This window comes from Frigoribacterium sp. CFBP 8751, assembly GCF_014841545.1.
Classification (GTDB): Bacteria; Actinomycetota; Actinomycetes; order Actinomycetales; family Microbacteriaceae; genus Frigoribacterium.
Genome location: NZ_JACYUB010000002.1, coordinates 317,684 through 342,006, shown reverse-complemented (window position 1 = coordinate 342,006; position 24,323 = coordinate 317,684). Strand labels below are relative to the sequence as shown.

Annotated in this window: 21 protein-coding genes and 1 tRNA gene; 8 read left to right on the top strand and 14 right to left on the bottom strand. The window is 69.9% G+C overall.

What is annotated here, in order from left to right:
* The 5 genes from IFT88_RS07420 to leuC form a co-directional block, all read right to left on the bottom strand.
* Positions 1-1,014, bottom strand: coding sequence for an NAD(P)H-dependent glycerol-3-phosphate dehydrogenase (locus IFT88_RS07420; protein WP_192120179.1), 1,014 nt, complete (start codon positions 1,012-1,014; stop codon positions 1-3).
* A 73-nt stretch (positions 1,015-1,087) separates the two neighbouring features.
* Positions 1,088-1,870, bottom strand: coding sequence for a lysophospholipid acyltransferase family protein (locus IFT88_RS07415; protein WP_342212100.1), 783 nt, complete (start codon positions 1,868-1,870; stop codon positions 1,088-1,090).
* A gap of 7 nt (positions 1,871-1,877) precedes the next feature.
* Positions 1,878-3,245 carry a UDP-N-acetylglucosamine 1-carboxyvinyltransferase gene (gene murA, locus IFT88_RS07410; protein WP_043593953.1) on the bottom strand — a complete coding sequence of 456 codons (1,368 nt, stop codon included), beginning with the start codon at positions 3,243-3,245 and terminating at the stop codon, positions 1,878-1,880.
* Positions 3,246-3,842: a 3-isopropylmalate dehydratase small subunit gene (gene leuD / locus IFT88_RS07405; protein WP_043593955.1), complete on the bottom strand. Its 597-nt coding sequence runs from the start codon at positions 3,840-3,842 to the stop codon at positions 3,246-3,248.
* A complete protein-coding gene (gene leuC, locus IFT88_RS07400; RefSeq protein WP_342212115.1) occupies positions 3,842-5,338 on the bottom strand; it encodes a 3-isopropylmalate dehydratase large subunit in 1,497 nt (498 codons plus the stop codon). Before leuC ends, leuD begins: the two co-directional genes overlap by 1 nt.
* A gap of 218 nt (positions 5,339-5,556) precedes the next feature.
* Here leuC and IFT88_RS07395 point away from each other — a divergent pair, with 218 nt between their 5' ends.
* The 7 genes from IFT88_RS07395 to IFT88_RS07365 all read left to right on the top strand — a co-directional run bounded on the left by IFT88_RS07395 (position 5,557) and on the right by IFT88_RS07365 (position 14,051).
* Entirely contained in the window at positions 5,557-7,056 is a 1,500-nt protein-coding gene (locus IFT88_RS07395; protein WP_192119774.1) for an outer membrane protein assembly factor BamB family protein, read from the top strand.
* Positions 7,053-8,498: a hypothetical protein gene (locus tag IFT88_RS07390; RefSeq protein ID WP_207110898.1), complete on the top strand. Its 1,446-nt coding sequence runs from the start codon at positions 7,053-7,055 to the stop codon at positions 8,496-8,498. Before IFT88_RS07395 ends, IFT88_RS07390 begins: the two co-directional genes overlap by 4 nt.
* Before the next feature lie 53 nt (positions 8,499-8,551).
* Complete coding sequence (locus tag IFT88_RS07385; protein ID WP_043593961.1) at positions 8,552-9,196, top strand: alpha-ketoglutarate-dependent dioxygenase AlkB; 645 nt, start codon at positions 8,552-8,554, stop codon at positions 9,194-9,196.
* Between the two features lie 87 nt (positions 9,197-9,283).
* Positions 9,284-10,315, top strand: coding sequence for a LacI family DNA-binding transcriptional regulator (locus IFT88_RS07380; RefSeq protein ID WP_043593963.1), 1,032 nt, complete (start codon positions 9,284-9,286; stop codon positions 10,313-10,315).
* Between the two features lie 129 nt (positions 10,316-10,444).
* Positions 10,445-11,803 carry an ABC transporter substrate-binding protein gene (locus IFT88_RS07375; protein ID WP_192119771.1) on the top strand — a complete coding sequence of 453 codons (1,359 nt, stop codon included), beginning with the start codon at positions 10,445-10,447 and terminating at the stop codon, positions 11,801-11,803.
* Positions 11,804-11,931: 128 nt separating this feature from the next.
* Positions 11,932-13,071: a carbohydrate ABC transporter permease gene (locus tag IFT88_RS07370; protein WP_043593966.1), complete on the top strand. Its 1,140-nt coding sequence runs from the start codon at positions 11,932-11,934 to the stop codon at positions 13,069-13,071.
* Positions 13,068-14,051, top strand: a complete 984-nt coding sequence (locus tag IFT88_RS07365; RefSeq protein WP_043593968.1) for a carbohydrate ABC transporter permease — start codon at positions 13,068-13,070, stop codon at positions 14,049-14,051. Before IFT88_RS07370 ends, IFT88_RS07365 begins: the two co-directional genes overlap by 4 nt.
* A gap of 149 nt (positions 14,052-14,200) precedes the next feature.
* On the opposite strand, the gene IFT88_RS07360 is transcribed toward IFT88_RS07365, so the two are convergent.
* Positions 14,201-14,276: transfer RNA gene (locus tag IFT88_RS07360), tRNA-Glu, on the bottom strand.
* Between the two features lie 102 nt (positions 14,277-14,378).
* Here IFT88_RS07360 and IFT88_RS07355 point away from each other — a divergent pair.
* Positions 14,379-15,014, top strand: a complete 636-nt coding sequence (locus IFT88_RS07355) for an MBL fold metallo-hydrolase (RefSeq protein WP_043593970.1) — start codon at positions 14,379-14,381, stop codon at positions 15,012-15,014.
* A 73-nt stretch (positions 15,015-15,087) separates the two neighbouring features.
* On the opposite strand, the gene serA is transcribed toward IFT88_RS07355, so the two are convergent.
* The 8 genes from serA to ilvD form a co-directional block, all read right to left on the bottom strand.
* Positions 15,088-16,677, bottom strand: coding sequence for a phosphoglycerate dehydrogenase (gene serA, locus IFT88_RS07350; protein ID WP_043593971.1), 1,590 nt, complete (start codon positions 16,675-16,677; stop codon positions 15,088-15,090).
* A 160-nt stretch (positions 16,678-16,837) separates the two neighbouring features.
* Positions 16,838-17,233, bottom strand: a complete 396-nt coding sequence (locus IFT88_RS07345; RefSeq protein ID WP_043593972.1) for a hypothetical protein — start codon at positions 17,231-17,233, stop codon at positions 16,838-16,840.
* The gene (locus IFT88_RS07340) at positions 17,230-17,739 is read right to left on the bottom strand and encodes a hypothetical protein (protein WP_192119769.1); all 510 of its coding nucleotides are present in this window, start codon (positions 17,737-17,739) and stop codon (positions 17,230-17,232) included. Before IFT88_RS07340 ends, IFT88_RS07345 begins: the two co-directional genes overlap by 4 nt.
* Positions 17,736-18,875: a mannitol-1-phosphate 5-dehydrogenase gene (locus IFT88_RS07335; protein ID WP_192119767.1), complete on the bottom strand. Its 1,140-nt coding sequence runs from the start codon at positions 18,873-18,875 to the stop codon at positions 17,736-17,738. The genes IFT88_RS07340 and IFT88_RS07335 overlap by 4 nt, the downstream gene beginning before the upstream one ends.
* A 101-nt stretch (positions 18,876-18,976) precedes the next feature.
* Positions 18,977-20,002: a ketol-acid reductoisomerase gene (gene ilvC / locus IFT88_RS07330; RefSeq protein ID WP_054145650.1), complete on the bottom strand. Its 1,026-nt coding sequence runs from the start codon at positions 20,000-20,002 to the stop codon at positions 18,977-18,979.
* 72 nt (positions 20,003-20,074) lie between these two features.
* Positions 20,075-20,581, bottom strand: coding sequence for an acetolactate synthase small subunit (gene ilvN, locus IFT88_RS07325; RefSeq protein ID WP_043593980.1), 507 nt, complete (start codon positions 20,579-20,581; stop codon positions 20,075-20,077).
* On the bottom strand, positions 20,578-22,470 hold the full coding sequence (locus IFT88_RS07320) for an acetolactate synthase large subunit (protein WP_082059859.1): 1,893 nt from the start codon (positions 22,468-22,470) through the stop codon (positions 20,578-20,580). The genes ilvN and IFT88_RS07320 overlap by 4 nt, the downstream gene beginning before the upstream one ends.
* A 106-nt stretch (positions 22,471-22,576) precedes the next feature.
* Positions 22,577-24,289, bottom strand: coding sequence for a dihydroxy-acid dehydratase (gene ilvD / locus IFT88_RS07315; RefSeq protein ID WP_056225753.1), 1,713 nt, complete (start codon positions 24,287-24,289; stop codon positions 22,577-22,579).
* Positions 24,290-24,323 lie beyond the last annotated feature (34 nt).

Sequence of the window (24,323 nt, the reverse complement as noted above, 5' to 3'; positions counted from 1 at the left end):
TCACTCGCCCTGCGGCTCGTCCGTCTCGGTGAGGTGCGGGGCGATGTTGCGCGGGTCGAGTGTACCGGCGAGCACCTCGGCCACCTGCTGGACGATGGGCATGTCGACACCGCGCGACCGGGCGAGTTCGAGGATCGGAGCGACGGAGGCCAGCCCCTCGGCGGTCTGGTTCATCTGGCGCACGACGTCGCCGAAGGCGTAACCCTGCCCGAGCAGCCGACCCGCGGTGTTGTTGCGCGAGAGCGGCGACTCGCAGGTGGCGATGAGGTCACCCAGGCCGGCGAGGCCGGCGAGGGTCTCGGCCTTGGCCCCGAACGACACCGCGAACGCGGTCATCTCGGCCAGCCCGCGCGTGATGATCGAGGCCTTGGTGTTCTCGCCGTACCCCACGCCGTCGACGATGCCGATGGCGACCGCGATGAGGTTCTTGAGGACTCCGCCGAACTCGGTGCCGATCACGTCGGTGTTCACGAACGACCGGAAGTACGGGTTGGTGGCGGTGGCCGCCACCAGGGTCGCCGTGTCGAGGCTGTACGACGACACGACGGCGGCCGTGGGCTGCCGCTTCGCGATCTCGAGGGCGAGGTTGGGCCCCGACGCGACGGCGATCAGGTCGCGGTCGATGCGGAGCTCGGCCTCGATCACCTCGCTCATGCGCAACCCGGTGGCCTTCTCGACGCCCTTCATCAGGCTGACGACCGGCACGCCGGACGGGACCATGCCGCGGATCGCGGTCAGGTTGTCGCGGAGCGTCTGGCTGGGGACCGACAGGTAGACCTGCTCGGCACCCGCCAGGGCCTGCTCGACCGACGGGGTCGCGACGAGGGTGCGGGGCAGGTTGATGCCCGGCAGGTAGTCGCTGTTGCGCTTGCTCTCGGTGATCTCGCGGGCCACCTCGGGTCGACGGGCCCAGAGCGTGACGTCCGCGCCCCCCTCGGCGAGGACCTTGGCGAAGGTCGTGCCCCAGCTGCCCGATCCCAGGACGGCGACCCGGCGCGGGATCGAGTCGCGCATGACGATCGAGATCGCCTCGGTCGTGACCGCCCCTTCTCCGAGGGCCTCGATGGCGCCTTCGCGTGACTCGGAGCTACTCAAAGCGGCCTGTCTCCTTCTGGTGGTTCTTGGTGGGGTTCCAGCGTTCGACGGGTGCCTTCTCGCCCCGCAGCCGCTCGACCAGCTCGGTGACGGCGTCCATCACGAGGGCGGTGGCGGCCGTGACCGAGGCCTGGTCGAGGGGACGATCGCGGAAGGCCGAGAGGTCGACGGGGTCGCCGATCACGACGGCGATGCGCTTGCGCGGGAAGGCGTGCAGCCGACTCGAGTAGCGACCCATGAGGTGCTGGCTGCCCCAGTGCGCCATCGGGACGACCGGCACCCCGGCGGCGAGGGCGAGGCGCACGGCACCACTCTTGCCCTTCATGGGCCAGAGGTCGGGGTCGCGGGTGAGGGTGCCCTCGGGGTAGACGATCACGCCACCGCCCCGGGCGACGAGCAGACGCCCGGCCGCCAGGGGGTCGTGGTCGTGGGTGCGACCCGCCCGCTCGACGGGGATGTGCCCCATCGCGTGCATCATGCGGCCGAACACCGGCACCCGGAACAGGGACGCCTTCGCGAGGAAGCGCGGCACCCGCCCGAGTGACCACATCACACGACCGACCACCACCGGGTCGATGTTCGTGTAGTGGTTCGGGGTGAGGACGAAGGCGCCCTCGGTCGGCAGCTTGTCGCCGTCGACGATGTCGATCCGGGCCATGAGGTCGAAGAGGGGCGCGGCAGGAGTCGCGAGGACTCGGAAGAACGCGCCCTTCTCCTTGCGACGCCTGCGCGCCGGGACCGGGACGACAGGGGCGTCGGGGTCGGCTGTCGACACCGGTCGATCAGCCCTTGAAGTCGAAGTCGGCACCCAGCTTGCGGAGCTTCGCGATGAAGTGCTCGTAACCGCGGCTGATGATGCCGACGTTGCTGATCTTCGACTCGCCCTCGGCGGTCAAGGCCGCGATGAGGTGGCTGAACCCGCCGCGCAGGTCGGGCACGCGGATGTCGGCTCCGTGCAGGGCGGTCGGTCCGTTGATGACCGCGGCCTGCTCGAACTCGCGACGCGCGACGCGGCGGTCGTGGTCGGGCAGTCCGTCTTTGTGGACCGTGATGTCGGCGCCCATGTCGTTGAGGGCCTCGGTGAACTGGAAGCGGTTCTCGTAGACCGTCTCGTGGACGACGGAGGTGCCCTGCGCCTGCGTGAGCGCGACGATGAGCGGCTGCTGCCAGTCGGTCATGAACCCGGGGTGGACGTCGGTCTCGACGACGACGGGCTTGAGCTCGCCACCGGGGTGGAAGAAGCGGATGCCGTCCTCGTGGACGTCGAAGTCGCCGCCGACCTTGCGGAAGACGTTGAGGAACGTCATCAGGTCTTTCTGGTCGGCACCCTCGACGAAGATGTCGCCCTTGGTGGCGAGTGCGGCCGAGGCCCAGCTCGCGGCCTCGTTGCGGTCGTTGATCGCCCGGTGCGTGTAGCCGCGGAGCTTCTCGACGCCCTCGATGAAGATGACGCGGTTCGGTTCGACCGAGACGACGGCGCCCATCTTCTGCAGGATGGCGATGAGGTCCATGATCTCGGGCTCGATCGCGGCGTTGCGCAGCTCGGTGACGCCCTTGGCGAGCACCGCGGTCAGCAGCACCTGCTCGGTGGCTCCGACGCTCGGGTAGGGCAACTCGATGTTGGCGCCGGTGAGGCCGTCGGGCGCGGTGAGGTGGATGCCGTTGTACGACTTGTCGACGACGGCACCGAAGGCCCGCAGGGCGTCGAGGTGGAAGTCGATGGGTCGGTCGCCGATGCGGCAGCCGCCGAGGTCGGGGATGAACGCCTCGCCCAGGCGGTGCAACAGCGGTCCGCAGAAGAGGATCGGGATGCGGCTCGAGCCGGCGTGGGCGTCGATCTCGGCGAAGTGGGCCGACTCGACGTTGGAGGGGTCGAGGATCATCTCGCCGCGAGCCGGGTCGGTGATGCGCACGCCGTGCACCGAGAGCAGGCCGCGGACGACGTTGACGTCGCTGATGTCGGGGACGTCCTTGAGGATGCTGGGGGTGTCGCCCAGGAGGGCCGCGACCATGGCCTTCGTGGCCAGGTTCTTGGCACCACGCACCTCGATGCGACCGATCAACGGCTTGCCGCCGCGGATGACGATCTCATCGGAGGTCAACCCCACACGGGCACCTGCTGCTGCTGCGTCTTGGACGAGAGAGTTCACTTACTTCACCGGCAATGTCTTCGGGCGCCAGGCGGCGCGGCGGGATTCGAATTCTGTGATGGCCGCTTCGTCGCGGAGCGTCAGGCCGATGTCGTCGAGGCCTTCGAGGAGACGCCACTTAGTGTAGGCATCGACTTCGAATCCGACGGTGAGGCTGCCGACCGTGGCGGTCTGGGCCACGAGGTCGACCGTGATCTCGACGCCGGGCCGGCGGTCGATCTCGGCCCAGATGCGCTCGACGTCGTCCTCGGCGACGGCCGCGGCGAGCAGTCCCTGCTTGCCGGAGTTGCCCCGGAAGATGTCGCCGAAGCGCGAGCTGATGATGACGTCGAAGCCGAAGTCGCGCAGCGCCCACACGGCGTGCTCACGACTCGAACCGGTGCCGAAGTCCGGCCCGGCGACGAGGACGCGCGCGCCCTGGAACTCGGGCCGGTTCAGCACGAACTCGGGGTCGTTGCGCCACCCGAAGAACAGGGCGTCCTCGAAGCCCGTCTTGGTGACCCGCTTCAGGAACTGCGCCGGGATGATCTGGTCGGTGTCGACGTTCGAGCGCTTCAGCGGCGCGGCGACCCCGGTGACGGTGGTGAACTTCTGCATCAGAGGGCCCTTGCTCGATCGGTGCCGTCGGCGAGGACGGGTTCGTCGGTCGCCCGGGCGTCGGAGGCCGCCGCGGCGGCGTGGTCGTCGTCCGACCGGAGGTCCCACGGCGAGGACAGGGTCCCGCGCACCGCGGTGGCGGCGGCGACGAGGGGCGACACGAGGTGCGTGCGACCGCCCTTGCCCTGGCGACCCTCGAAGTTGCGGTTCGACGTCGACGCACACCGCTCGCCCGGTGCGAGCTGGTCGGGGTTCATGCCGAGGCACATCGAGCACCCGGCGAAGCGCCACTCGGCGCCGAACGCGATGAAGACCTGGTCGAGCCCCTCGGCCTCGGCCTCGAGCCGGACGCGAGCCGACCCCGGCACGACCATGACGCGCACGCCCTCGGCCTTGGTGCGACCGCGGATGATCGACGCGAACGCACGCAGGTCTTCGATGCGGCTGTTGGTGCACGACCCCATGAACACGGCGTCGACCGGGATGGCCTTCATCGGCGTGCCGGCCTCGAGGGCCATGTACTCGAGCGCACGCGTCGCCGCGGCCTTCTCGTTGGGGTCGACGACCGACTCGGGGTCGGGCACGGAGTCGCTGAGCGACACGCCCTGGCCCGGGTTGGTGCCCCACGTGACGAAGGGCTCGAGCGTGTCGGCGTCGAGGAAGATCTCGGCGTCGAACACGGCGTCGTCGTCGGTCGGCAGGGTGTCCCAGTAGGCGACGGCTTCGTCCCAGTCGGCACCCGTGGGAGCGTGCGGCCGACCCTGCAGGTAGTCGTACGTGGTCTGGTCGGGCGCGACCATGCCCGCCCGGGCACCCGCCTCGATCGACATGTTGCAGATCGTCATGCGCCCCTCCATCGAGAGGGCGCGGATCGCGCTGCCGCGGTACTCGAGCACGTAGCCCTGCCCGCCGCCGGTGCCGATCTGGGCGATGACCGCGAGGATGATGTCCTTCGCGGTCACGCCGGGGCGCAGCGTGCCCTCGACGGTGACCGCCATGGTCTTGAACGGCTTGAGCGGCAGCGTCTGCGTCGCCATGACGTGCTCGACCTCACTCGTGCCGATGCCGAACGCCATGGCCCCGAACGCCCCGTGGGTCGAGGTGTGAGAGTCGCCGCAGACGACCGTGATGCCCGGCATCGTCAGGCCCAGCTGGGGGCCGACGACGTGCACGATGCCCTGCTCGGCGTCGCCCAACGGGTGCAGGCGGACGCCGAACTCGGCCGTGTTGCGGCGGAGCGTCTCGATCTGCGTGCGGCTCGTCAGGTCGGCGATCGGCTTGTCGATCGCGAGGGTCGGCGTGTTGTGGTCCTCGGTCGCGATCGTCAGGTCGGTGCGACGCAGGGGCCGGTCGGCCTGGCGCAGTCCGTCGAAGGCCTGGGGGCTGGTGACCTCGTGCACGAGGTGGAGGTCGATGTAGAGAAGGTCGGGGGCGCCGTCTTCGCCCTTGACGACGACGTGGTCGTCCCATACTTTCTCGGCCAGCGTCCTACCCACGGGCACGCCCCTTCTCCTGTATCGACGGCAAGATGATCCGTGGAGTCTACGCCAGTGTTTCGGGCAGGTTTCTCGACGGTCGTGGGGTGAACCCCGCCCCCACGACGGCCATTCCCGGCGCACCCGACGGCTGCGGCGAGCGCCCGGGGCGAGGGCTCCGAATAGCATGACGACACCCGTCGGGCGGACGACGGCTGCGCTCGACGAGGAGGCCGAACATGAGCCACCCCGAGCGCGCACGCGACCACCCCCGGGAGGCGCGGGTCGCCGGCCGCTGGCGCCGCGCCTCCCCGGGTCGTCGCCTCGTCGGCGTGCTGGGCGCACTGGTCGTGGCGTGCACGCTCGTGGCCGCCGGGGCGGTCTCGGTGGCACCGCGGTACGGCGACGGCCGCCCCTGGACGGGGCTCGCGGTCGACGACCTCAGACGGTCGCCGGACGCGACCGGCTGGACCCTCGACCTGGCGGCGACGCTCGCGCCGGACGCACCCCGTCGGTGCCTGAACTTCTGGGCGTCCCCGGCGGTCGACGGACTCGTGGCGGTCGGCACCTCGGTCGACCTCGACTTCGGCGACGCGTTGGGCGCGCCGGCCTGTCGGTCGTACGCGTCCGCGGCGGACACGAGCCTGATCGGGCTGGTGGAGACGGCGACGGGCACGGTCCGCTGGGTGCACGACCTGGCCCGTGACGTCCCCGACACCGACGCCCTGAGCATCCCCGCGACGCAGGTCGTCCCGTCGGCCGGTCGCGTGCTGGTGCAGACCCAGACCACGGGGGCGACCGTGCTGGCCGCCCTCGACCTGCGCGACGGTTCGCTCGTCGAGTCGACCCGCGGCCGGCGCGACCTGCCCAGCGTCAGCGTCGACTCGCGGGGACCCCTGCAGCTGCGCACGTTCTCGGGCATCGCCGGGTCGGGCGACCGCTACCAACTGGTGGAGGCCTCGCGTCTCGCCGACCCGGTGTGGGAGGGCGGGGTCGACTCGGGCAGTTCGCCGGCGCTGCTGAACGACGGCGCCCTCGTGTCGCGGGGCGGCGAGACCGTGTTCGTCGACGCCGCCACGGGCCGGGAACGACCGTTCGCGGCGTCGCCGGGCGAGATCGCCGTACCGCCCGTCGGCTCGTCCGTGACGACCGAGGACGGGCGCCGCGTCGTCGCCTTCGGCATCGAGCGCACCCGTGCGAACGGCACCGTCGAGGCCCTCGACGACGACGGTGAGGCCGTCTGGAGCCGCCCGACCAGCGGCCGTCGGCTCGCGGTCACGCCGTCGTGCGTGGTCGTCGTCACCGGCGGCGACACGGCGGCGGAGTGCCTCGACCCCCGCGACGGCACGGTCCGCTGGACGACCGACCTGGGTGCCCCGTTCGCGGTCGAGGCCGTGCCGGGTCAGCGCGCGGCCGACGTGTTCGTCGTCGTGCAGCGATCGGGTGGGTCACGCCTGCTCGCCCTCGACGGCACCGACGGACACACCCGCTTCAGCTCGTCCGTCGGACTGCTCGACGACCTCGCCGCGGCGGGCCGGTCGGTGCTCTACCTGCAGACGGACGACGGTCGTTCGTCGGGGCGGAACGTGGCGGCCCTCGACCTGGACGACGGCCGGCCGCTCTGGACGACCTCGACGTCGGGCAGCGTGGCGTTCTGGGGCGGTCACCTCGTGCGGATCGACGAGCAGGGGGTCGCCCGGCGGCTCGTCGACACCGCCCGCGTCGGGGCGACGTCGTGAGGCCGGGACGCCGGCTGGCCATGACCTACGCCGTCGTGGCCCTGGCCGCGCTCGCGACGACGGCCCTCGTCGCACCGACGCAGCCCGAGTACGGGGCCGACCCGCCCTGGCAGGGCGTCGAGGTCGACGACCTCCGGCAGGAACCCGGCACGACCGGGTGGCGGGTCGACCTGCGGGCCGCCCTCGCGCCCGAGGCCCCCGCCGAGTGCCTCCGCTACCGGGCCACACCCGTCGAGCAGGGGCTCGCGCTCGTGAGCGCCGCCGGGGCCTGGACCTACGGCTTCGCCAACGACGGCGACTGTGCCACCCCGACCCAGGGAGTCGGCACACGGGTCGGTGCGCTCGACGTCGACCGCGGCACCTTCCGCTGGGTGCACGACGTCGCCGACGACCTCGCCGGGCTCGACCTGACCGGACCCGCCCTCGTGTCGTCCGTGACGACGGTGCCCGGGGCAGGACTCGTGCTCGTCCGGGCGGCGGTGGACGGCGAACAGGTGCTGGCGACGCTGTCCCTCGAGACCGGGCGTCCCGTCGAGGTGGTCGAGACCGGCTCGGCCGGCGACGGGGACCAGTTCCAGACCGTCGGAGCCGTGGTGGTCACCGGACGACAGCAGGGCGTCGGAGGCGTCTACCGCTACGACCTGCGCGACGCCCGCGACCTCGACCGGGTGGTGTGGAGTGGACCCGCCTCGACCACGGGCGTCGCCCTCGCCCTGACCGACCGGCTCGTCGTGGCCCGGGCGGACGGCTCGGTCCAGGTCGACCTCGTCACCGGCGTCGAGCGCCCCTGGGGTGCGCGGCTCGACCGGCTGATCGGTTACGTCGTCCACGACGACGTCGTCTACGCCCCCCGAGGAGGCGCGGCCACGGGACGCGGGGACGCGGGCTTCGTCGCGTTGACCGCCGGCGGCGAGCGTCTCTGGAGCTCGGACCGCGACGTCCGGGGCGGCTACTCGGTGACGCGGTCGTGCCTCGCGGTCACCGACGTGCGTTCGCGGACGGTGACGTGCCTCGACCTCGCGACCGGGGAGGCGCGGTGGACCGACCGGGCGTCGAGCTCGTCCGCCCTCGAGGGCCTGCCCGGTCAGACCGACGACCGCGTCTTCGCGACGGCGACCGCCGCGGGCCCCGGCCCGGTCGTGGTCCGCGCACTCGACGGGTCCACCGGCTCGGCCGGCGCACGGGTGTCGCTGCCCGACGGAGCCGTCCTCGCGGCCGCGGGGCGGACGGTCGGCTACGCCCTGGCGTACGGCAGCTCGGGCGGCCGGTCGACCCTCGTGGCGTTCGACCTCTCGAGCGGGCGCGCCCTCTGGGAACACGCCGCGGAATTGCAGGTCTACGCCTGGGCGGGGCGGCTGGTGGACGTGGACGTCGACGGGGTCGCGCGGGTGCTGGTCTCCCCCGATCGCCTCGCGGTCCCGACGGGCTCGTCCGGAGGGTGACGCCTCGTCCGCCCGGCTCGAACACGTGTTCGAATCGAGCGTAGGGTGTCGGGATGAGCCTCCCCTTCACCGCCTCTCTGCTCGACGGCCTGTCCGACGGCCCCGACCTCGCGCCGCTCGTCGGGCGCGTCGACCACCTCGACCTCGACGAGGGCGCCTGGCTGGACGTCGTCCCGGGCTGGGCGTCGAATTCCGACGCCCTGTTCGAGCGTCTCGTGACCGACGTGCCGTGGCGAGCCGACCGCCGCCAGATGTACGACCGGGTGGTCGAGGTGCCCCGGCTCGTCTCGTCCTACGACGTGGGCGACGCACTCCCGGACCCCGTGCTCGCCCAGGCTCGAGACGACCTCAACGCCTACTACGCGCACGAGCGCGGTGCCCCCGTCGAGCAGCGCTTCGACCGGGCGGGGCTGTGTTTCTACCGGACGGGCGACGACAGCATCGCCTGGCACGGCGACCACGTGGGGCGCACGATCGACCGCGACACGATGGTGGGCATCCTCTCGCTCGGGGCACCGCGTACGCTCGCGGTGCGGTCCCGCTCGACCGGCACGACCCGGCGGTTCCCGCTCGGCCACGGCGACCTCCTGGTGATGGGCGGAAGCTGCCAACGGACCCACGAGCACGCCATCGCCAAGACCAAGAAGGCCGTCGGTCCTCGCATCAGCGTGCAGTTCCGACCGGTGTGGCCCTCCTGACCCGCCTCTGACGGACCGGTCGGCCGCGCGGACCACCGGGCCGTCGCTCGTATGCTGTGCACACGATCGACGACGAGGTGGACGAGAATGCCGGCAACCCGTGACGACGTGGCGCGTCTGGCAGGCGTCTCGTCGAGCACCGTGTCGTACGCCATCAGCGGGCGACGGACCATCTCCGCCGCCACCCGCCGCCGGGTCGAAGCGGCGATGGCCGAGTTGAACTACACGCCCAACGCGTTCGCCCGGGGTCTCGCCGGCGCGCGGGGCGGCATCCTCGCCCTGCACTACCCGTACGGACGCCGCGGCGTCACGTCGTCCGAGTTCGAGTACGTGGCGGCGGCCACCGACCGGGCGAGATGCCGGGGTTACCACCTGCTGCTGTGGTCGAACCCCATCGACGACGTCGAGGGACTCGGCAGCCTCGTGAGCGAGGGCCTGGTCGACGGCGTGATCCTGATGGAGCTCACGGCACGCGACGACCGCGTGGCCGTGCTGTCGCGGTCCCGTCTGCCGTTCACGAACATCGGGCGCCCCGACGACGTCGACGGGCTCTGGTTCGTCGACGCCGACTACGACTCGCTGGCCCGTCAGGCGGTCGACCACCTCGCCGACCTCGGCCACCGGCGCGTCTTCTTCCTCGGGCAGAGCATCCGGACCCCCGAGCGCGGGTCCGGTCCGCTCGACCGGACGTCGAGGGCGCTGGTCCGCCCCGTCGGCGAGAGGGGCCTGACGCTCGAGACGCATTCGGCCGACGACTCCGTCCCGGGGGGCCGCCGGGCCTTCGACGCCTTCGTCGCCTCGGCGGCCCGACCGACGGCGGTGCTCGCCTTCAACGAGATGGCGCTCGCCGGCTTCGTGCAGGCCGCGGCGACGGCCGGCCGGTCGATCCCGGACGATCTCACGGTCGTCGCGTTGAGCATCGGCGACCTCGCCGCCGAGATGACCTCACCCCCGCTCACCACCGTGAACCCGCCCGGCGCCGACATCGCCGCCGCCGCGGTCGACGATCTCGTCGACCGCATCGAGGGTCGACGCCACGACGCCCCCCACGTCCTCGTGGCACCACGGCTCGTCGTGCGGGGCACCTCGGCGCCTGCTCCCCCCGAGCGGACGACCTAGCAGATCCGGTTGCGCGCCTCCTGCGAGTATGTGACACTCATCGTCGACGCGCGTCGACGACGACGTGCGGCGGACGATCATCCCGACAGCACGGGCCGTCCGCTCTTGCGACTCAATGAGGAGACACCAATGCGAGCATCCCTGCACCGCCGCTTCACGGGCCCCCTGGCCATCCTGGCGGCGTCGAGCTTCCTGTTGGCCGGTTGCTCCGGCACGGCCGACCCCAACGACCCCAACGCCGGAGGCGCGGGTGCCGGCGACGTCGGAACCGCCGACGGCGTCGTCAACGTCTACGGCACGATCAACGGCGACGAGGCCACGCTCCTCGAGCAGTCCTGGGCCGACTGGGAGAAGGCCAACGACATCGAGATCAAGTACACGGGCGACAAAGAGTTCGAGAAGCAGATCGGCATCAAGGTCCAGGGTGGCGACACCCCCGACCTGGCGATCTTCCCCCAGCCCGGCCTGCTGGCCGACACGGTCGCGTCCGGCAAGGTGCAAGAACTGCCCGCCGATGCGCTGTCCAACGTCAAGGAGGGCTGGTCCGAGGACTGGCAGAAGTACGGTCAGGTCGACGGCAAGCAGTACGGCGCCCCCCTGATGGCCAGCGTCAAGGGCTACGTCTGGTACTCCCCCGCCAAGTTCGAGGAGTGGGGCGTCGAGGTCCCCAAGACCTACGACGAGCTCGTCGCCCTCTCGAAGACCATCCAGGAGAAGACCGGCGGCCCCTCGTGGTGCGCCGGCTTCAACTCGGGCGAGGCCTCGGGCTGGCCCGGCACCGACTGGGTCGAGGACCTCGTCCTGCGCGAGGCCGGCCCCGACGCCTACGACTCGTGGGTCGCGGGTGACACGAAGTTCACCGACCCCGAGATCAAGGCAGCGTTCGACTCGGTGGGCGACATCCTGCTCGACCCGAGCCTCGTGAACGCCGGCTACGGCGACGTCAAGTCGATCAACTCGACCGCCTTCGGCGACGTCGCGACGAACGTGGCGAACGGCAGCTGCGCCCTGACCCACCAGGCCTCGTTCTTCGAGGGCTTCCTGACGGCCGCGAACAACGCGAGCGGTCAGCCGGCGACGGTCGCCGAGGACGGCGACGTCTGGGCCTTCCTCACCCCGCCGATGAAGGAGGACGACCCGGCAGCCGTCACCGGTGGTGGTGAGTTCGTCGCCGCGTTCTCGAACGACGACGACACCGCCAAGGTGCAGGCGTACCTCGCCAGTGCCGACTGGGCCAACAGCCGCGTCTCCCTCGGTGGCGTCATCTCCGCGAACAAGGGCCTCGACCCCGAGAACGCCGGCAGCGACCTGCTCAAGGGCGCCGTCGAGATCCTCCAGGGCACCGACACCACCTTCCGCTTCGACGGTTCCGACCTGATGCCCAAGTCGGTCGGCTCCGACAGCTTCTGGAAGGGCATGGTCGACTGGATCGACGGCACCGACACCGACACGGTGCTCGACGAGATCCAGGCCGGCTACACCTCGTAACACCCGCGCCACAGGGGCCACCGCACGTCGGTGGCCCCTGACCCCGCGCCCGCTCGCCGCCCCGCTCGCCGCCCCGGGCGACGGCGTCCGGCCGCGTCCTGCTCGGACCCGAACGTGAAAGGACAGAGATGTCCAGTTTCTTCCAGTGGCTGGCGGGAATCCCGCCCCTGGCGCAGATCCCCCTGATCCTCGTCGCCTTCACCGCCCTCGTGGCCGTGGTGCTCGTCTTCGTCGAGTTCGCCCCCCGCCGAGGCCTGCAGTACACGATCATCCGACTGGCCGTCTGCGTGGTCGTCCCGGTCGTCGTGCTGCTGGCGTTCGGCCTCTACAACTCGGTCATCTGGGTCGCCGCCGTCGCCGCCGTCCTCGGCGGCGGTCTGTTCCTGCTCGACTACCGCTCGAAACGCGGAGCCGGGTACTCGCTGCAGCTGATCGCCTTCATGACCCCGGCCGTGTTCTTCCTCCTGATCGGGCTGATCTACCCGACCATCACGACCGCCGGCCAGGCCTTCATGAAGAACGACGGCTCCGGCTTCGCCGGTCTCGACAACTTCGTCTGGGTGTTCACGAGCCCCGACGGCCTCACCGCCTTCGGCAACACGCTCGTCTGGGTGCTGCTGGCACCGATCACGGCGACCGCGATCGGTCTGGCCTACGCCGTCTTCATCGACAAGAGCCGCGGCGAGAAGTTCCTCAAGTTGCTCGTGTTCATGCCGATGGCCATCTCGTTCGTGGGCGCCTCGATCATCTTCAAGTTCTTCTACGACATCCGCCAGGGCGAGCAGATCGGTCTGCTCAACGGTGTCCTCGTGGCCTTCGGTGGCCAGCCCGTGGACTGGCTGGGGCTCGAGCCGTGGAACACGCTCCTGCTCGTGATCGTGCTGATCTGGACGCAGGCCGGGTTCGCCATGACGGTGCTGTCGGCCGCCATCAAGGGCGTCCCCGCCGAGCAGCTCGAGGCAGCGTCACTCGACGGCACCAACGGGTTCCAGGCATTCCGGCACATCACCGTCCCCGGCATCCGCACGACCATCATCGTGGTGCTCACCACCATCTCGATCGCGTCCCTCAAGGTCTACGACATCGTCTCGGCCATGACCGGGGGCCGCAACGACACGACCATCCTCGCGTTCGAGATGGTCCGGCAGTTCCAGCTCGGCAGCCGCACGGGCTACAGCTCGGCACTGGCCGTCATCCTGTTCGTGCTGGTGCTGCCGATCGTGATCTACAACGCCCGTCAGATCCAGAAGCAGAGGGAGATCCGATGACTGCCACACCCACCCCCGTCGGGGTCGCCGTCGGCTCGGGCACCGAGAGACAGCTCAAGCGAGGAATCGCGAAGATCGAGACCTCGAGCGGCAAGCTGAAGAAGGGCACGACCAGCCGCGGCGCCACCATCGCCGCGCTGATCATCGCCGTGATCTGGACCCTGCCCACGGCCGGCCTCTTCATCTCGTCGTTCCGGCCCGCGAACGACATCAAGACCACCGGATGGTGGACCGTCTTCGCCAACCCGGGGTTCACGCTCGACAACTACGTGAACGCCCTGAACTCGGGTGACAGCCTCACGCTGGGCAAGGCGTTCCTGAACTCGCTGGTCATCACGCTGCCCGCCGCTCTGATCCCGATCACGATCGCGAGCCTCGCGGCGTACGCGTTCGCCTGGATCGACTTCAAGGGACGCAACACCATGTTCGTGCTGGTGTTCGCCCTGCAGATCGTCCCGATCCAGATGGCTCTCGTGCCGCTGCTTCGACTGTTCTCGGACGGCCTGCGCATCGGTGGCCTGTACATCCTGCCGGGGCTCGGCGTGAACGGCCTCGACGGTTCGTTCGCGAAGGTCTGGATCGCGCACACGATCTTCGCGCTGCCGCTGGCGATCTTCATGCTGCACAACTTCATCTCGGAGATCCCGGCCGAGGTGATCGAGGCCGCCCGCATGGACGGAGCCGGTCACGGACAGGTGTTCTTCCGCATCGTGCTGCCACTGTCGATGCCCGCGATCGCCTCGTTCGGCATCTTCCAGTTCTTGTGGGTCTGGAACGACCTGCTCGTGGCCACCGTCTTCACGTCCGGGCAGGGATTGCCGATCACGAAGGCCCTGCAGGACCTCTCGGGGTCGTACGGCCAGTCGTGGGAGCTGCTGACGGCCGGAGCGTTCATCTCGATCATCGTGCCGCTGATCGTGTTCTTCGCCCTGCAGCGGTTCTTCGTCCGCGGCCTGCTGGCAGGTGCCACGAAGGGCTGAGCCAGCAGGCACGAAACGAGACCGCCCGGCGCGAGCCCGGCGGTCTCGTTCTGTCTCGGGTCGTGCCGTTCCGCTCCGTGCCGTGCCGTGCCGTCCCGGAAACGAGAAAACCGCCAGGCGAGAGCCTGGCGGTTTCTTGTCGGTGCTGGTGGTGACCCCAACGGGATTCGAACCCGTGTTACCGCCGTGAGAGGGCGACGTACTAGGCCGCTATACGATGGGGCCGTATTTGCAACTCGTCGAGTATGCCACACCCCGCGAGCCCGTCACAAATCGAGGCACCGGCGCGTCGAGATCGAGCCACCCGACACGCGTACAGTCGCTCTCATGCGCCTCACGAAGCTCGAACATGCCTGCCTGATCCTCGAGAAGGACGGGCGCAAGCTCGTCGTCGACCCCGGGTCGTTCACGGCCCCCCTCGTCGACCTGCACGACGTCGACGCCGTCGTGGTCACCCACGAGCACGCCGACCACTGGACCCCCGACCAGCTGACCCACCTGCTCGCCACGAACCCCGACGCGACCGTCTACGGTCCGTCGGGCGTGGCCACGGCCGCCGAGGGCTTCGACGTGCACGTCGTCGCCGACGGCGACACCGTCGAGGTCGGCCCCTTCACGCTCGCGTTCCACGGCTCGCGCCACGCGGTCATCCACGAGAGCATCCCGGTCATCGACAACGTCGGCGTGCTCGTCGACGGCTCGCTGTTCTACCCGGGCGACCAGTTCACGGTGCCGCCGGTGCCGGTGGACGTCCTCGCGACCCCCGTCGGAGCACCGTGGCTCAAGGTGTCCGAGGTCATCGACTACGTCGCGGCGGTCAAGCCCCGACTGGCGTTCCCGACCCACGAGCAGACCCTCTCCGCGCCCGGACTCGCCATGCACTTCGACCGCATGAAGGCCTCCGCGCAATCGGTCGGTGGTGACGCGGTGAAGCTCGAGGCCCACGAGTCACTCGACCTGTAGGTCCCCCGACGACGAACCGCCCCTCTCCGGTCTGACCGGATGAGGGGCGGTTCGTCGTCGGGCGCCGTGACGACTACAGCGTGACGTCGATCTCGCGCAGCGTCTTCGCGTCGATGGCGACGCGCACCTTCTCGACCAGCTCGTCGGGGGCCGGGCTGTCGATGGTCAGGACGCTGAGGGCCTGACCGCCGGCACTCTGTCGGGCGATCTGCATGCCGGCGATGTTGATGCCGGCGTCGCCGAACTCGCGACCGTAGACCGCGACGATGCCGGGGCGGTCGGTGTACACCATGACGAGGTGGTGGGCCGCGATGGGGACCTCGACGTCGTAGCCGTTGATCTCGACGATCTTCTCGACCTGCTTCGTCCCGGTGAGGGTGCCCGAGACCGAGATCTGCGAACCGTCGCTGAGCGAGCCGCGCAGGGTGATGACGTTGCGGTACTCGTCGCTGGTCGGGTCGGTGAGCAGACGCACGGTGATCCCGCGCTGCTCGGCCAGCAACGGGGCGTTCACGTAGCTCACCGACTCGCTGACGATGTTCGTGAAGATGCCCTTGAGGGCCGCCAGCTTCAGCACGCTGACGTCGTACTCGACCAGGTCGCCGCGCACCTCGACGTCGACGCTCGTCAACGGGCTGTCGGCGAGGCCCGAGAACACCTGACCGATCTTCTCCACCAGGGGGATGCCGGGACGCACGTAGGGGTCGATGACGCCACCGGCGACGTTGACCGCGTCGGGCACGAGCTCGCCGCCGAGCGCGAGCCGTACCGATCGGGCCACCGAGACGCCGGCTTTCTCTTGCGCCTCGTCCGTGGAGGCACCGAGGTGGGGGGTCACCACGACGTTCTCGAGACCCAGGAGCTTCTGGTCGACCGGGGGTTCCTTCACGAACACGTCGAGCCCGGCGCCGGCGATCTCGCCGGTGGTGAGGGCCTCGTACAGGCCGTCCTCGTCGATGAGGCCGCCGCGGGCGACGTTGACGACGAATGCCGACTTCTTCATGGCCTTCATCTGCTCGAGGCCGATCATGCCGGTGGTCTCGGGGGTCTTGGGCATGTGGATGGTCACGAAGTCGCTCGTGGCCAGCAGCTCGTCGAGCGACAGGAGCGTGACCCCGAGCTGCTGGGCGCGGGCCGGCGTGACGTAGGGGTCGTAGGCCACGACGTTCACGCCGAAGGCCTGCAGGCGCGCCGTGATCAGGGCGCCGATGCGCCCGAGGCCGACGATGCCGACCGTCTTCTCGTACAGCTCGACGCCGGTGTACTTCGACCGTTTCCACTGCCCCTGTGCCAGGGCGGAGTGCGCGGCCGGGATGTGGCGCGCAAGGCTCAGGATGTGGCCGACCGTGAGCTCGGCGGCCGAGATGATGTTCGACGTCGGAGCGTTGACGACCATGACCCCGGCCGTGGTGGCCGCCTTGATGTCGACGTTGTCGAGCCCGACACCGGCGCGCGCGACGACCTTGAGCGACGGAGCGGCGGCGATGGCCTCGGCGTCGACCTGCGTCGCCGATCGCACCAGGATCGCGTCGGCGTCGGCCAGGGCGGCCAGCAAGGCGGGGCGGTCGGTGCCGTCCACCGATCGCACGTCGAAGTCGGGCCCGAGGGCGTCGACGGTGGCGGGTGACAGTTCTTCTGCGATCAACACGACGGGCTTGGCCACGGGGCGGACGTCCTTCTCTGGGTGGTGTTCGGTGAGGAGCCGCGACGCGCCGTGGGCGCGGCTGGTGACGACTCTATCGACTCGCGCGGATCGTTACGCCCGGATGACGCTGGACCCGACGGGCGGCGTCGAGGACCCGACCCGCGCCTCCTCGGCTCGCTCAGACGGTCGTGACGTACGTCGTGAGGGTCAGCGAGACGGCAGCCACGAGACCGAGGGCCGCGAACAGCGCGAGCGTGAACTTCCACAGTTCGCGACGGCGACCCACCACGATCGCGGCCACGAACGCCAGGGGCGGCACGACGACCCCGACGATCAGCGGCACCCAAGGCGGCGACACCACGAGGCCGTCGAGGCCGTTCTCACGGTAGAAGTCGTTGTTCTGCGTGAAGACCTGCGGCACGAGAACGAGGTTGGAGATCGCCTCGAACAGGTCGAAGGCGAAGAAGACGGCGAAGACGATCGCCACCGCGAGGTAGAAGAAGAAGGAGGCGCGGCCCGGTTCGCTCGCGTCACCGGCCGTCACCGAGACGGCGTCGTGCTCGTGGTCGCTCATGCGGAGCCTCCGATCACGAGGGGCCAGGGGGCCACGAGAAGCGCCCCGAGGGCCATCCAGGCGAGACGGCGCCCGGTGCGGTCGACGGGGACGAGCACGATGACCGCCACGAACCACGCGATCGGAGCCGCCACGGCGAACAACTCGCCGAGGTTCCACATGAGCGACGAGATCGCGTCGGTGAACGGGTTGGTGAAGTCGCCCACGGCGACGATCCAGCCCGCGGCCCAGAGGAGGAACACGCCACCGAGCACGCCGTGCACGACCAGCGACGCCGAGCTCATCACGGCCGGGCCGTCGTCGACGTCGTCCTCGGCGTCCGCGTCGCCCGACTCGTCGTCGAGGTCGACGCCGAGCTCGTCGTCGGTGGAGTCGGACCGCCTGCCGCGACGCGGACGACCCGTCGGCGTGGGCCCTTCGACGTGACTGCTGTCGGCCTCGTCGCCCCAGGTCAGGGCGTCGTCGGGGTCGCCACCGGCCGGCGCCTGCGGCTCGGCTGGCGTCATGCGGTGAGCTTGGACGAGACCGCCGCGAGCAACGCGGGGAACAGCGGGTGGTCGTCCTGGACGCCCGTCAGCGTGCGCGTGAGCTCGTCGGCCCCGAGGCCCGAGGTCAGCAGCGACTGCAGCTCGACGCTCTCGACGTCGTCGGGCACCGAGAAGTCGAGAGCGGCACGCACGGCGCGCACGAGGGCGTCGTAGGGCAGCCCGCGCTCGGCGGCCTGCGCCGCCGGTCCGACGAACCGCTCGTGGCGGCTGAGCTTGCGGAGCGGATTGCGGCCGACGCGTTCGGTGGTGTCGGGAAGATGCGGGTTGGCGATGCGGACCAGGTTCTTCTCGATGTAGGCCTGCTGCTCGGCGGCGTCGAGCTCGTGCTTGGCCACGAGCAGTCCCTTGGTCTCGGCGAGGACGCCGCGGACCTCGGCCATGACCTCGGCGTCGTCGAGGGCCTCGCGGATGCTCGCGAGCCCCTTGCGGAACCCGTGGTAGGCGGCCGCGGCGTGGGCGGTGTTGACCGTGAAGAGCTTGCGCTCGATGAAGGGCTCGAGGTCGGCGACCCAGGTGACGCCCTCGATGTCGGGGCGGTGCTCGCCGAACGGCGTGCTCTCGACGACCCACTCGAAGAACGACTCGATGGTGACGTCGAGCGTGCCACCGGCCTGCTCGGGCACGATGCGGTCGATGGCGCAGTTCGCGAAGACGGCGTTCTCGGCAGGGTCGTGCTCACGCACGGCGGCCGCGAGCGAGTCGGTCGCGTTGATGGCGTTCTCGCACGCGATGACGGAGAGCGGCGCCAGGTCGGCGGACCGCTGGGCCAGCCCCTTGGCGATGACCGGTGCCACGAACGGCAGGATGCGGGCGCCGACCGCGGTGGTCACGACGTCAGCGGTCGCGATCTCGGCGACGAGGGCCGCCTCGTCGGTGCGGCTGTTGATCGCTCGGTAGCCGTCGACCACCGTCGTGCGGCTGTCTTCACCGACCTCGTGGACCTCGAACGACGACTGCGACTGCAGCGCCCCGATCAGGTCGTCGTTCACGTCGGCGAAGACGACCTCGTAGCCGCTCGCGTGGAGGAACTGGGCGACGAAGCCGCGGCCGATGTTGCCGGCGCCGAAGTGCACTGCTTTCTTGCTCTGAGCCATGCCTTAGATCATGCCACGACGTCACCTGGCCGACGGACGGCGAGAGGGACCCGCACCGGGTGGTGCGGGGCCCTCTCGGGTGGTTCAGTGACGATGTCGGGTCAGCGCGCAGCGCTGCCGTCGACGTAGTCGGAGTCCTGCTGCTTCCAGGCGAACAGGGCACGCAGCTCTTGGCCGGTGGCCTCGATCGGGTGCTCCTCGCCCTTCTTGCGCAGCTGCTGGAACTCGGGGGCGCCGGCGTCCTGGTCGTCGATGAAGCGCTTCGCGAAGGCACCCGACTGGATGTCGGCGAGGACGGCCTTCATGTTGTCCTTGACGTCGGGGGTGATGACGCGGGGGCCCGAGACGTAGTCGCCGTACTCGGCCGTGTCGGAGACGCTCCAACGCTGCTTGGCCAGGCCGCCCTCCCAGATCAGGTCGACGATCAGCTTCAGCTCGTGGAGCACCTCGAAGTAGGCGATCTGCGGCTGGTAACCGGCCTCGGTCAGGGTCTCGAACCCGTACTGGATCAGCTGTGAGGTGCCGCCGCAGAGCACGGCCTGCTCGCCGAAGAGGTCGGTCTCGGTCTCTTCGGTGAAGGTCGTCTTGATGCCGCCGGCACGCAGGCCACCGATGCCCTTGGAGTACGACCAGGCGAGGTCCCAGGCCGAACCCGAGGCGTCCTTCTCGACGGCGACGATCACGGGGACGCCGCGGCCCGCCTCGAACTCGCGACGGACGGTGTGTCCGGGGCCCTTGGGGGCGACGAGGACGACGTCGACGCCCTCGGGCGCCTCGATGTAGCCGAAGCGGATGTTGAAGCCGTGTCCGAAGACGAGGGCCTTGCCGTCGGCGAGGTTGGGGGCGATGTCGTCGGCGTACACGTGGCGCTGCACCTGGTCGGGAGCGAGGATGACGATGACGTCGCCCCAGGCCGAGGCCTCGGCGGGCGTCTGCACGGTGAAGCCGGCCTCCTCGGCCTTGGCGCGGCTCTTCGAGCCCTCCTTCAGCCCGACGACGACCTCGACGCCGGAGTCGCGGAGGTTCAGCGCGTGGGCGTGGCCCTGCGAGCCGTAGCCGATGACGGCGACCTTCTTGCCCTGGATGATCGACAGGTCGGCGTCGTTGTCGTAGACGATTTCAGTCACGGTGTGGTTCTCCTTGGGTGGTGACGGTGGGGCGTGAGGGCGAGGAGGTGCGGTGCGCGACCCCTCGCGGGTTCAGTTCTTGAAGACGCGGTCGGTGATCGACTTCGCACCGCGGCCGATGGCCAGCAGGCCGGACTGCGAGATCTCCTTGATGCCGTAGGGCTCGAGCACCCGGAGCAGCGCGGTCGTCTTGCCCGTGTCGCCCGTGACCTCGATGACGAGGGCGTCGGTCGACACGTCCACGACCGAGGCGCGGAAGAGGGTGACGGCCTCGAGCACCTGTGAGCGGGTCGTGTTGTCGACGCGCACCTTGATCAACAGGTGCTCGCGCTGCACGGACTGCGAGTAGTCGAGCTCGACGATCTTGATCACGTTGATCAGCTTGTTCAGCTGCTTGGTGACCTGTTCGAGCGGCAGTTCTTCGACGTCGACGACGACCGTGATGCGGCTCAGGCCCTCGACCTCGCTCTTGCCGACGGCGAGGCTCTCGATGTTGAACCCGCGGCGGGCGAAGAGGCCGGCCACCCGGGTCAGCAGACCCGGCTTGTCTTCGACGAGCAGGGACAGGACGTGGCTCATGCGTGTTCTCCGGTCATGTCGCCGTCACGGGTGGTGTCGGAGGCGCTCGTGCCGGGCGCCTCGTCGTCCCACTCGGGAGCGAGGGCACGGGCGTGTTGGATCTCGGAGTTCGAGACCCCTTGCGGCACCATCGGCCAGACCATCGCGTCGCGGCTGACGACGAAGTCGATGACGACCGGTCGGTCGTTCGTCGCGAGGGCGAGCTCGATGGCCGCGTCGACCTCGTCCTCGGTGCGGACCCGGATGCCGAGGGCGCCGTAGGCATCGGCGAGCTTGACGAAGTCCGGCACCATCCGCGTCTCGTGACCGGTGTTGAGGTCGGTGAACGAGTGGCGCCCCTCGTAGAAGAGCGTCTGCCACTGCCGCACCATGCCGAGCGACGAGTTGTTGATGATCGCGACCTTGATCGGGATGTCGTTGATGACGCAGGTCGCCAGCTCTTGGTTGGTCATCTGGAAGCAACCGTCGCCGTCGATCGCCCACACCACCCGGTCGGGCTGGGCGACCTTGGCCCCCATGGCGGCCGGGACCGAATAGCCCATGGTGCCCGCGCCTCCCGAGTTGAGCCAGGCGTGCGGTCGCTCGTACTCGATGAACTGGGCCGCCCACATCTGGTGCTGGCCGACGCCGGAGGCGTAGATCGCCTCGGGGCCGGAGAGCTGACCGATGCGCTGGATGATGGCCTGCGGCGAGAGCAGGCCGTCGTCGGGCTGGGTGTAGCCGAGCGGGAACTGCTCGCGCAGCCCGTCGAGGTGCTCCCACCAGGCGGCGATGTCGGGCTTGACGCCGCCCGTGACCTCGGCGAAGGCGCTCGTGAGGTCGGGGATGACGATCTTGGCGTCACCCACGATCGGGACGTCGGCGATGCGGATCTTCGAGATCTCGGCCGGGTCGATGTCGACGTGCACGACCTTCGCATCGGGCGCGAACAGTTCGGCCTTGCCCGTCACCCGGTCGTCGAACCGCGCGCCGAGGGCGATGATGAGGTCGCTCTCTTGCAGGCCGAGCACGGCCGGGACGGTGCCGTGCATGCCGGGCATGCCGAGGTGCTGCGGGTGGGTGTCGGGGAACGCGCCGCGGGCCATCAGCGTGGTGACGACGGGAGCCCCGGTCAACTCGACGAGGGCTCTGAGCTCGGCCGATGCCTCGGCGCGGATCACGCCGCCGCCGACGTAGAAGACCGGCTTCTTCGCATCGGCGATCATCTGGGCCGCAGCGGTGATCTGCTTGCCGTGTGCCCTCGTGACCGGCCGGTAGCCCGGCAGGTCGACGACGGGCGGCCAGATGAAGGGGGCGCTGTTCTGCTGCGCGTCCTTCGTGATGTCGACGAGCACGGGGCCGGGACGGCCCGTGCTCGCGATCTGGTACGCCGCGGCGAGCGTCGCCGGGATGTCCTCGGGCTTGGTCACCAAGAACGAGTGCTTCGTGATCGGCATCGTGATGCCGACGATGTCGGCCTCCTGGAAGGCATCCGTACCCATGAGGGTCGAGAAGACCTGCCCGGTGATGGCCAGCAGCGGCATGCTGTCCATGTAGGCGTCCGCGATGGCCGTGACGAGGTTGGTCGCACCGGGGCCGGACGTCGCGATCGCGACGCCGACGCGGCCGGACGCGGCGGCGTAGCCCTCGGCGGCGTGGCCGGCACCCTGCTCGTGGCGGACCAGGATGTGCCGGATCGCGGTCGAGGCCATCAACTCGTCGTAGAAGGGGATGATGGCGCCGCCGGGCAACCCGAAGACGTCGGTCACGCCGAGGTGCTCGAGCGACTTGAGGATGGCACCCGATCCGGTCAGCACGGGAGGCGCGGGGGGCGCCCCGACGGACGCGCCAGCGCTCGGCCGGGCCGTCCGTGTCGCGGTGCCGGGCGTGGGGGTGGACTCTGCAGGCATCAGTGCCGGTTCCCTGTTCGTGGTCGATGATCGATGGTGACGGTACGGGACACCGCCGGGCACGTGGGTGCGACGACAGGTCGGCTCGGCCCGGGGGCGGGAGGCGTCAGTAGGTGACGGCGCCTTCGGCCGCGGAACGGACCTGGCGTGCGTACTTCGCGAGGACACCGCGGGTGTAGCGCGGAGGAAGCGGTGCCCAGCCGTCTCGGCGGGCGTCCAGCTCTGCGGCGTCGACGAGTAGGTCGATCGAGCGAGCGGCGATGTCGACCCGAATCAAGTCACCATCGCGCACGAAGGCGATCGGACCGGAGTCGACCGCTTCGGGTGCTATGTGGCCGATGCACAGGCCGGTTGTGCCGCCTGAGAATCGTCCGTCCGTCAAGAGTAGTACATCTTTGCCGAGCCCAGCGCCCTTGATGGCTGCGGTGATGGCGAGCATCTCGCGCATGCCTGGGCCGCCCTTGGGGCCCTCGTAGCGGATCACGACCACGTCGCCGGCCTCGATGCGCCCCTCGGTGAGGGCGTCCATCGCGCCACGCTCGCGTTCGAAGACCTTCGCAGGCCCCTCGAAGACCGAGGCGTCGAAGCCGGCCGTCTTGACGACGGCCCCCTCGGGAGCCATCGAGCCGCTGAGGACCGTGAGACCGCCGGTCGCGTGAATCGGGTTGTCGAGCGTCCGCAGCACCTCGCCGTCGAGCGGCTTCGGCTTGATCGACTCGAGGTTCTCGGCCACGGTCTTGCCCGTGACGGTCAGGCAGTCACCGTGCAGCAGGCCCGCGTCGAGCAAGGCCTTCATGACGACGGGCACGCCGCCCATGCGGTCGACGTCGTTCATGACGTACTTGCCGAAGGGCTTCAGGTCGCCGATGTGCGGCACCTTGTCACCGATGCGGTTGAAGTCGTCGATGGTGAGGTCGACCTCGGCCTCGTACGCGATGGCGAGCAGGTGCAACACGACGTTGGTCGAGCCGCCGAAGGCCATCGCCACGGCGATGGCGTTCTCGAAAGCCTTCTTCGTGAGGATGTCGCGCGTCGTGATGCCCAGGCGGAGCATCTCGACGACGGCCTCGCCCGAACGGTGGGCGAAGTAGTCGCGGCGGCGGTCGGCCGACGGCGGGGCCGCGGAACCGGGGAGGCTCATGCCGAGGGCCTCGGCGACGCTGGCCATGGTGTTGGCGGTGTACATGCCGCCGCAGGCACCCTCGCCCGGAACGATGGCGCACTCGATCGCCTTGAGGTCGTCGTCGCTCATGTTGCCGGCCTTGTAGGCACCGACCGCCTCGAACGAGTCGATGATCGTGACGTTCTTCTCGGTGCCGTCGCTGAGCTTGACCCAGCCGGGGGCGACACTGCCGGCGTAGAGGAAGACGCTGGCGAGGTCGAGGCGGGCCGCGGCCATGAGCATGCCCGGCAGCGACTTGTCGCAGCCGGCGAGCAACACCGACCCGTCGAGACGTTCGGCGTTCATGACGACCTCGACGCTGTCGGCGATCACCTCGCGCGAGACGAGCGAGAAGTGCATGCCCTCGTGGCCCATCGAGATGCCGTCCGACACCGAGACCGTGCCGAACTGCAGCGGGTAACCACCGCCCGCGTGGACGCCCTCTTTGGCGCCCTGGGCCAGTCGGTCGAGCGACAGGTTGCAGGGGGTGATCTCGTTCCAGCTGCTGGCGATGCCGATCTGGGGCTTGCTCCAGTCTTCGTCGCCCATGCCGACGGCACGGAGCATGCCTCGCGACGTGGTGGCCTCGACGCCGTCGGTGACGACGCGGCTGCGGGGTTTGATGTCGATCCCGTCCGGGGTGGGCTTCTCTGGCATGGGTCGAGTTTAGGCCGTGACCGGGCCCGTGCCG

Coding starts and splice junctions, on each gene's coding strand:
- ilvD (WP_056225753.1), bottom strand. CDS start 24,289: ATGCCAGAGAAGCCCACCCCGGACGGGATCGACATCAAACCCCGCAGC.
- IFT88_RS07380 (WP_043593963.1), top strand. CDS start 9,284: ATGCCGGCAACCCGTGACGACGTGGCGCGTCTGGCAGGCGTCTCGTCG.
- IFT88_RS07375 (WP_192119771.1), top strand. CDS start 10,445: ATGCGAGCATCCCTGCACCGCCGCTTCACGGGCCCCCTGGCCATCCTG.
- IFT88_RS07370 (WP_043593966.1), top strand. CDS start 11,932: ATGTCCAGTTTCTTCCAGTGGCTGGCGGGAATCCCGCCCCTGGCGCAG.
- IFT88_RS07345 (WP_043593972.1), bottom strand. CDS start 17,233: ATGAGCGACCACGAGCACGACGCCGTCTCGGTGACGGCCGGTGACGCG.
- IFT88_RS07395 (WP_192119774.1), top strand. CDS start 5,557: ATGAGCCACCCCGAGCGCGCACGCGACCACCCCCGGGAGGCGCGGGTC.
- IFT88_RS07335 (WP_192119767.1), bottom strand. CDS start 18,875: ATGGCTCAGAGCAAGAAAGCAGTGCACTTCGGCGCCGGCAACATCGGC.
- IFT88_RS07320 (WP_082059859.1), bottom strand. CDS start 22,470: ATGCCTGCAGAGTCCACCCCCACGCCCGGCACCGCGACACGGACGGCC.
- IFT88_RS07420 (WP_192120179.1), bottom strand. CDS start 1,014: ATGCGCGACTCGATCCCGCGCCGGGTCGCCGTCCTGGGATCGGGCAGC.
- IFT88_RS07355 (WP_043593970.1), top strand. CDS start 14,379: ATGCGCCTCACGAAGCTCGAACATGCCTGCCTGATCCTCGAGAAGGAC.
- IFT88_RS07385 (WP_043593961.1), top strand. CDS start 8,552: ATGAGCCTCCCCTTCACCGCCTCTCTGCTCGACGGCCTGTCCGACGGC.
- leuD (WP_043593955.1), bottom strand. CDS start 3,842: ATGCAGAAGTTCACCACCGTCACCGGGGTCGCCGCGCCGCTGAAGCGC.
- IFT88_RS07365 (WP_043593968.1), top strand. CDS start 13,068: ATGACTGCCACACCCACCCCCGTCGGGGTCGCCGTCGGCTCGGGCACC.
- ilvN (WP_043593980.1), bottom strand. CDS start 20,581: ATGAGCCACGTCCTGTCCCTGCTCGTCGAAGACAAGCCGGGTCTGCTG.
- IFT88_RS07340 (WP_192119769.1), bottom strand. CDS start 17,739: ATGACGCCAGCCGAGCCGCAGGCGCCGGCCGGTGGCGACCCCGACGAC.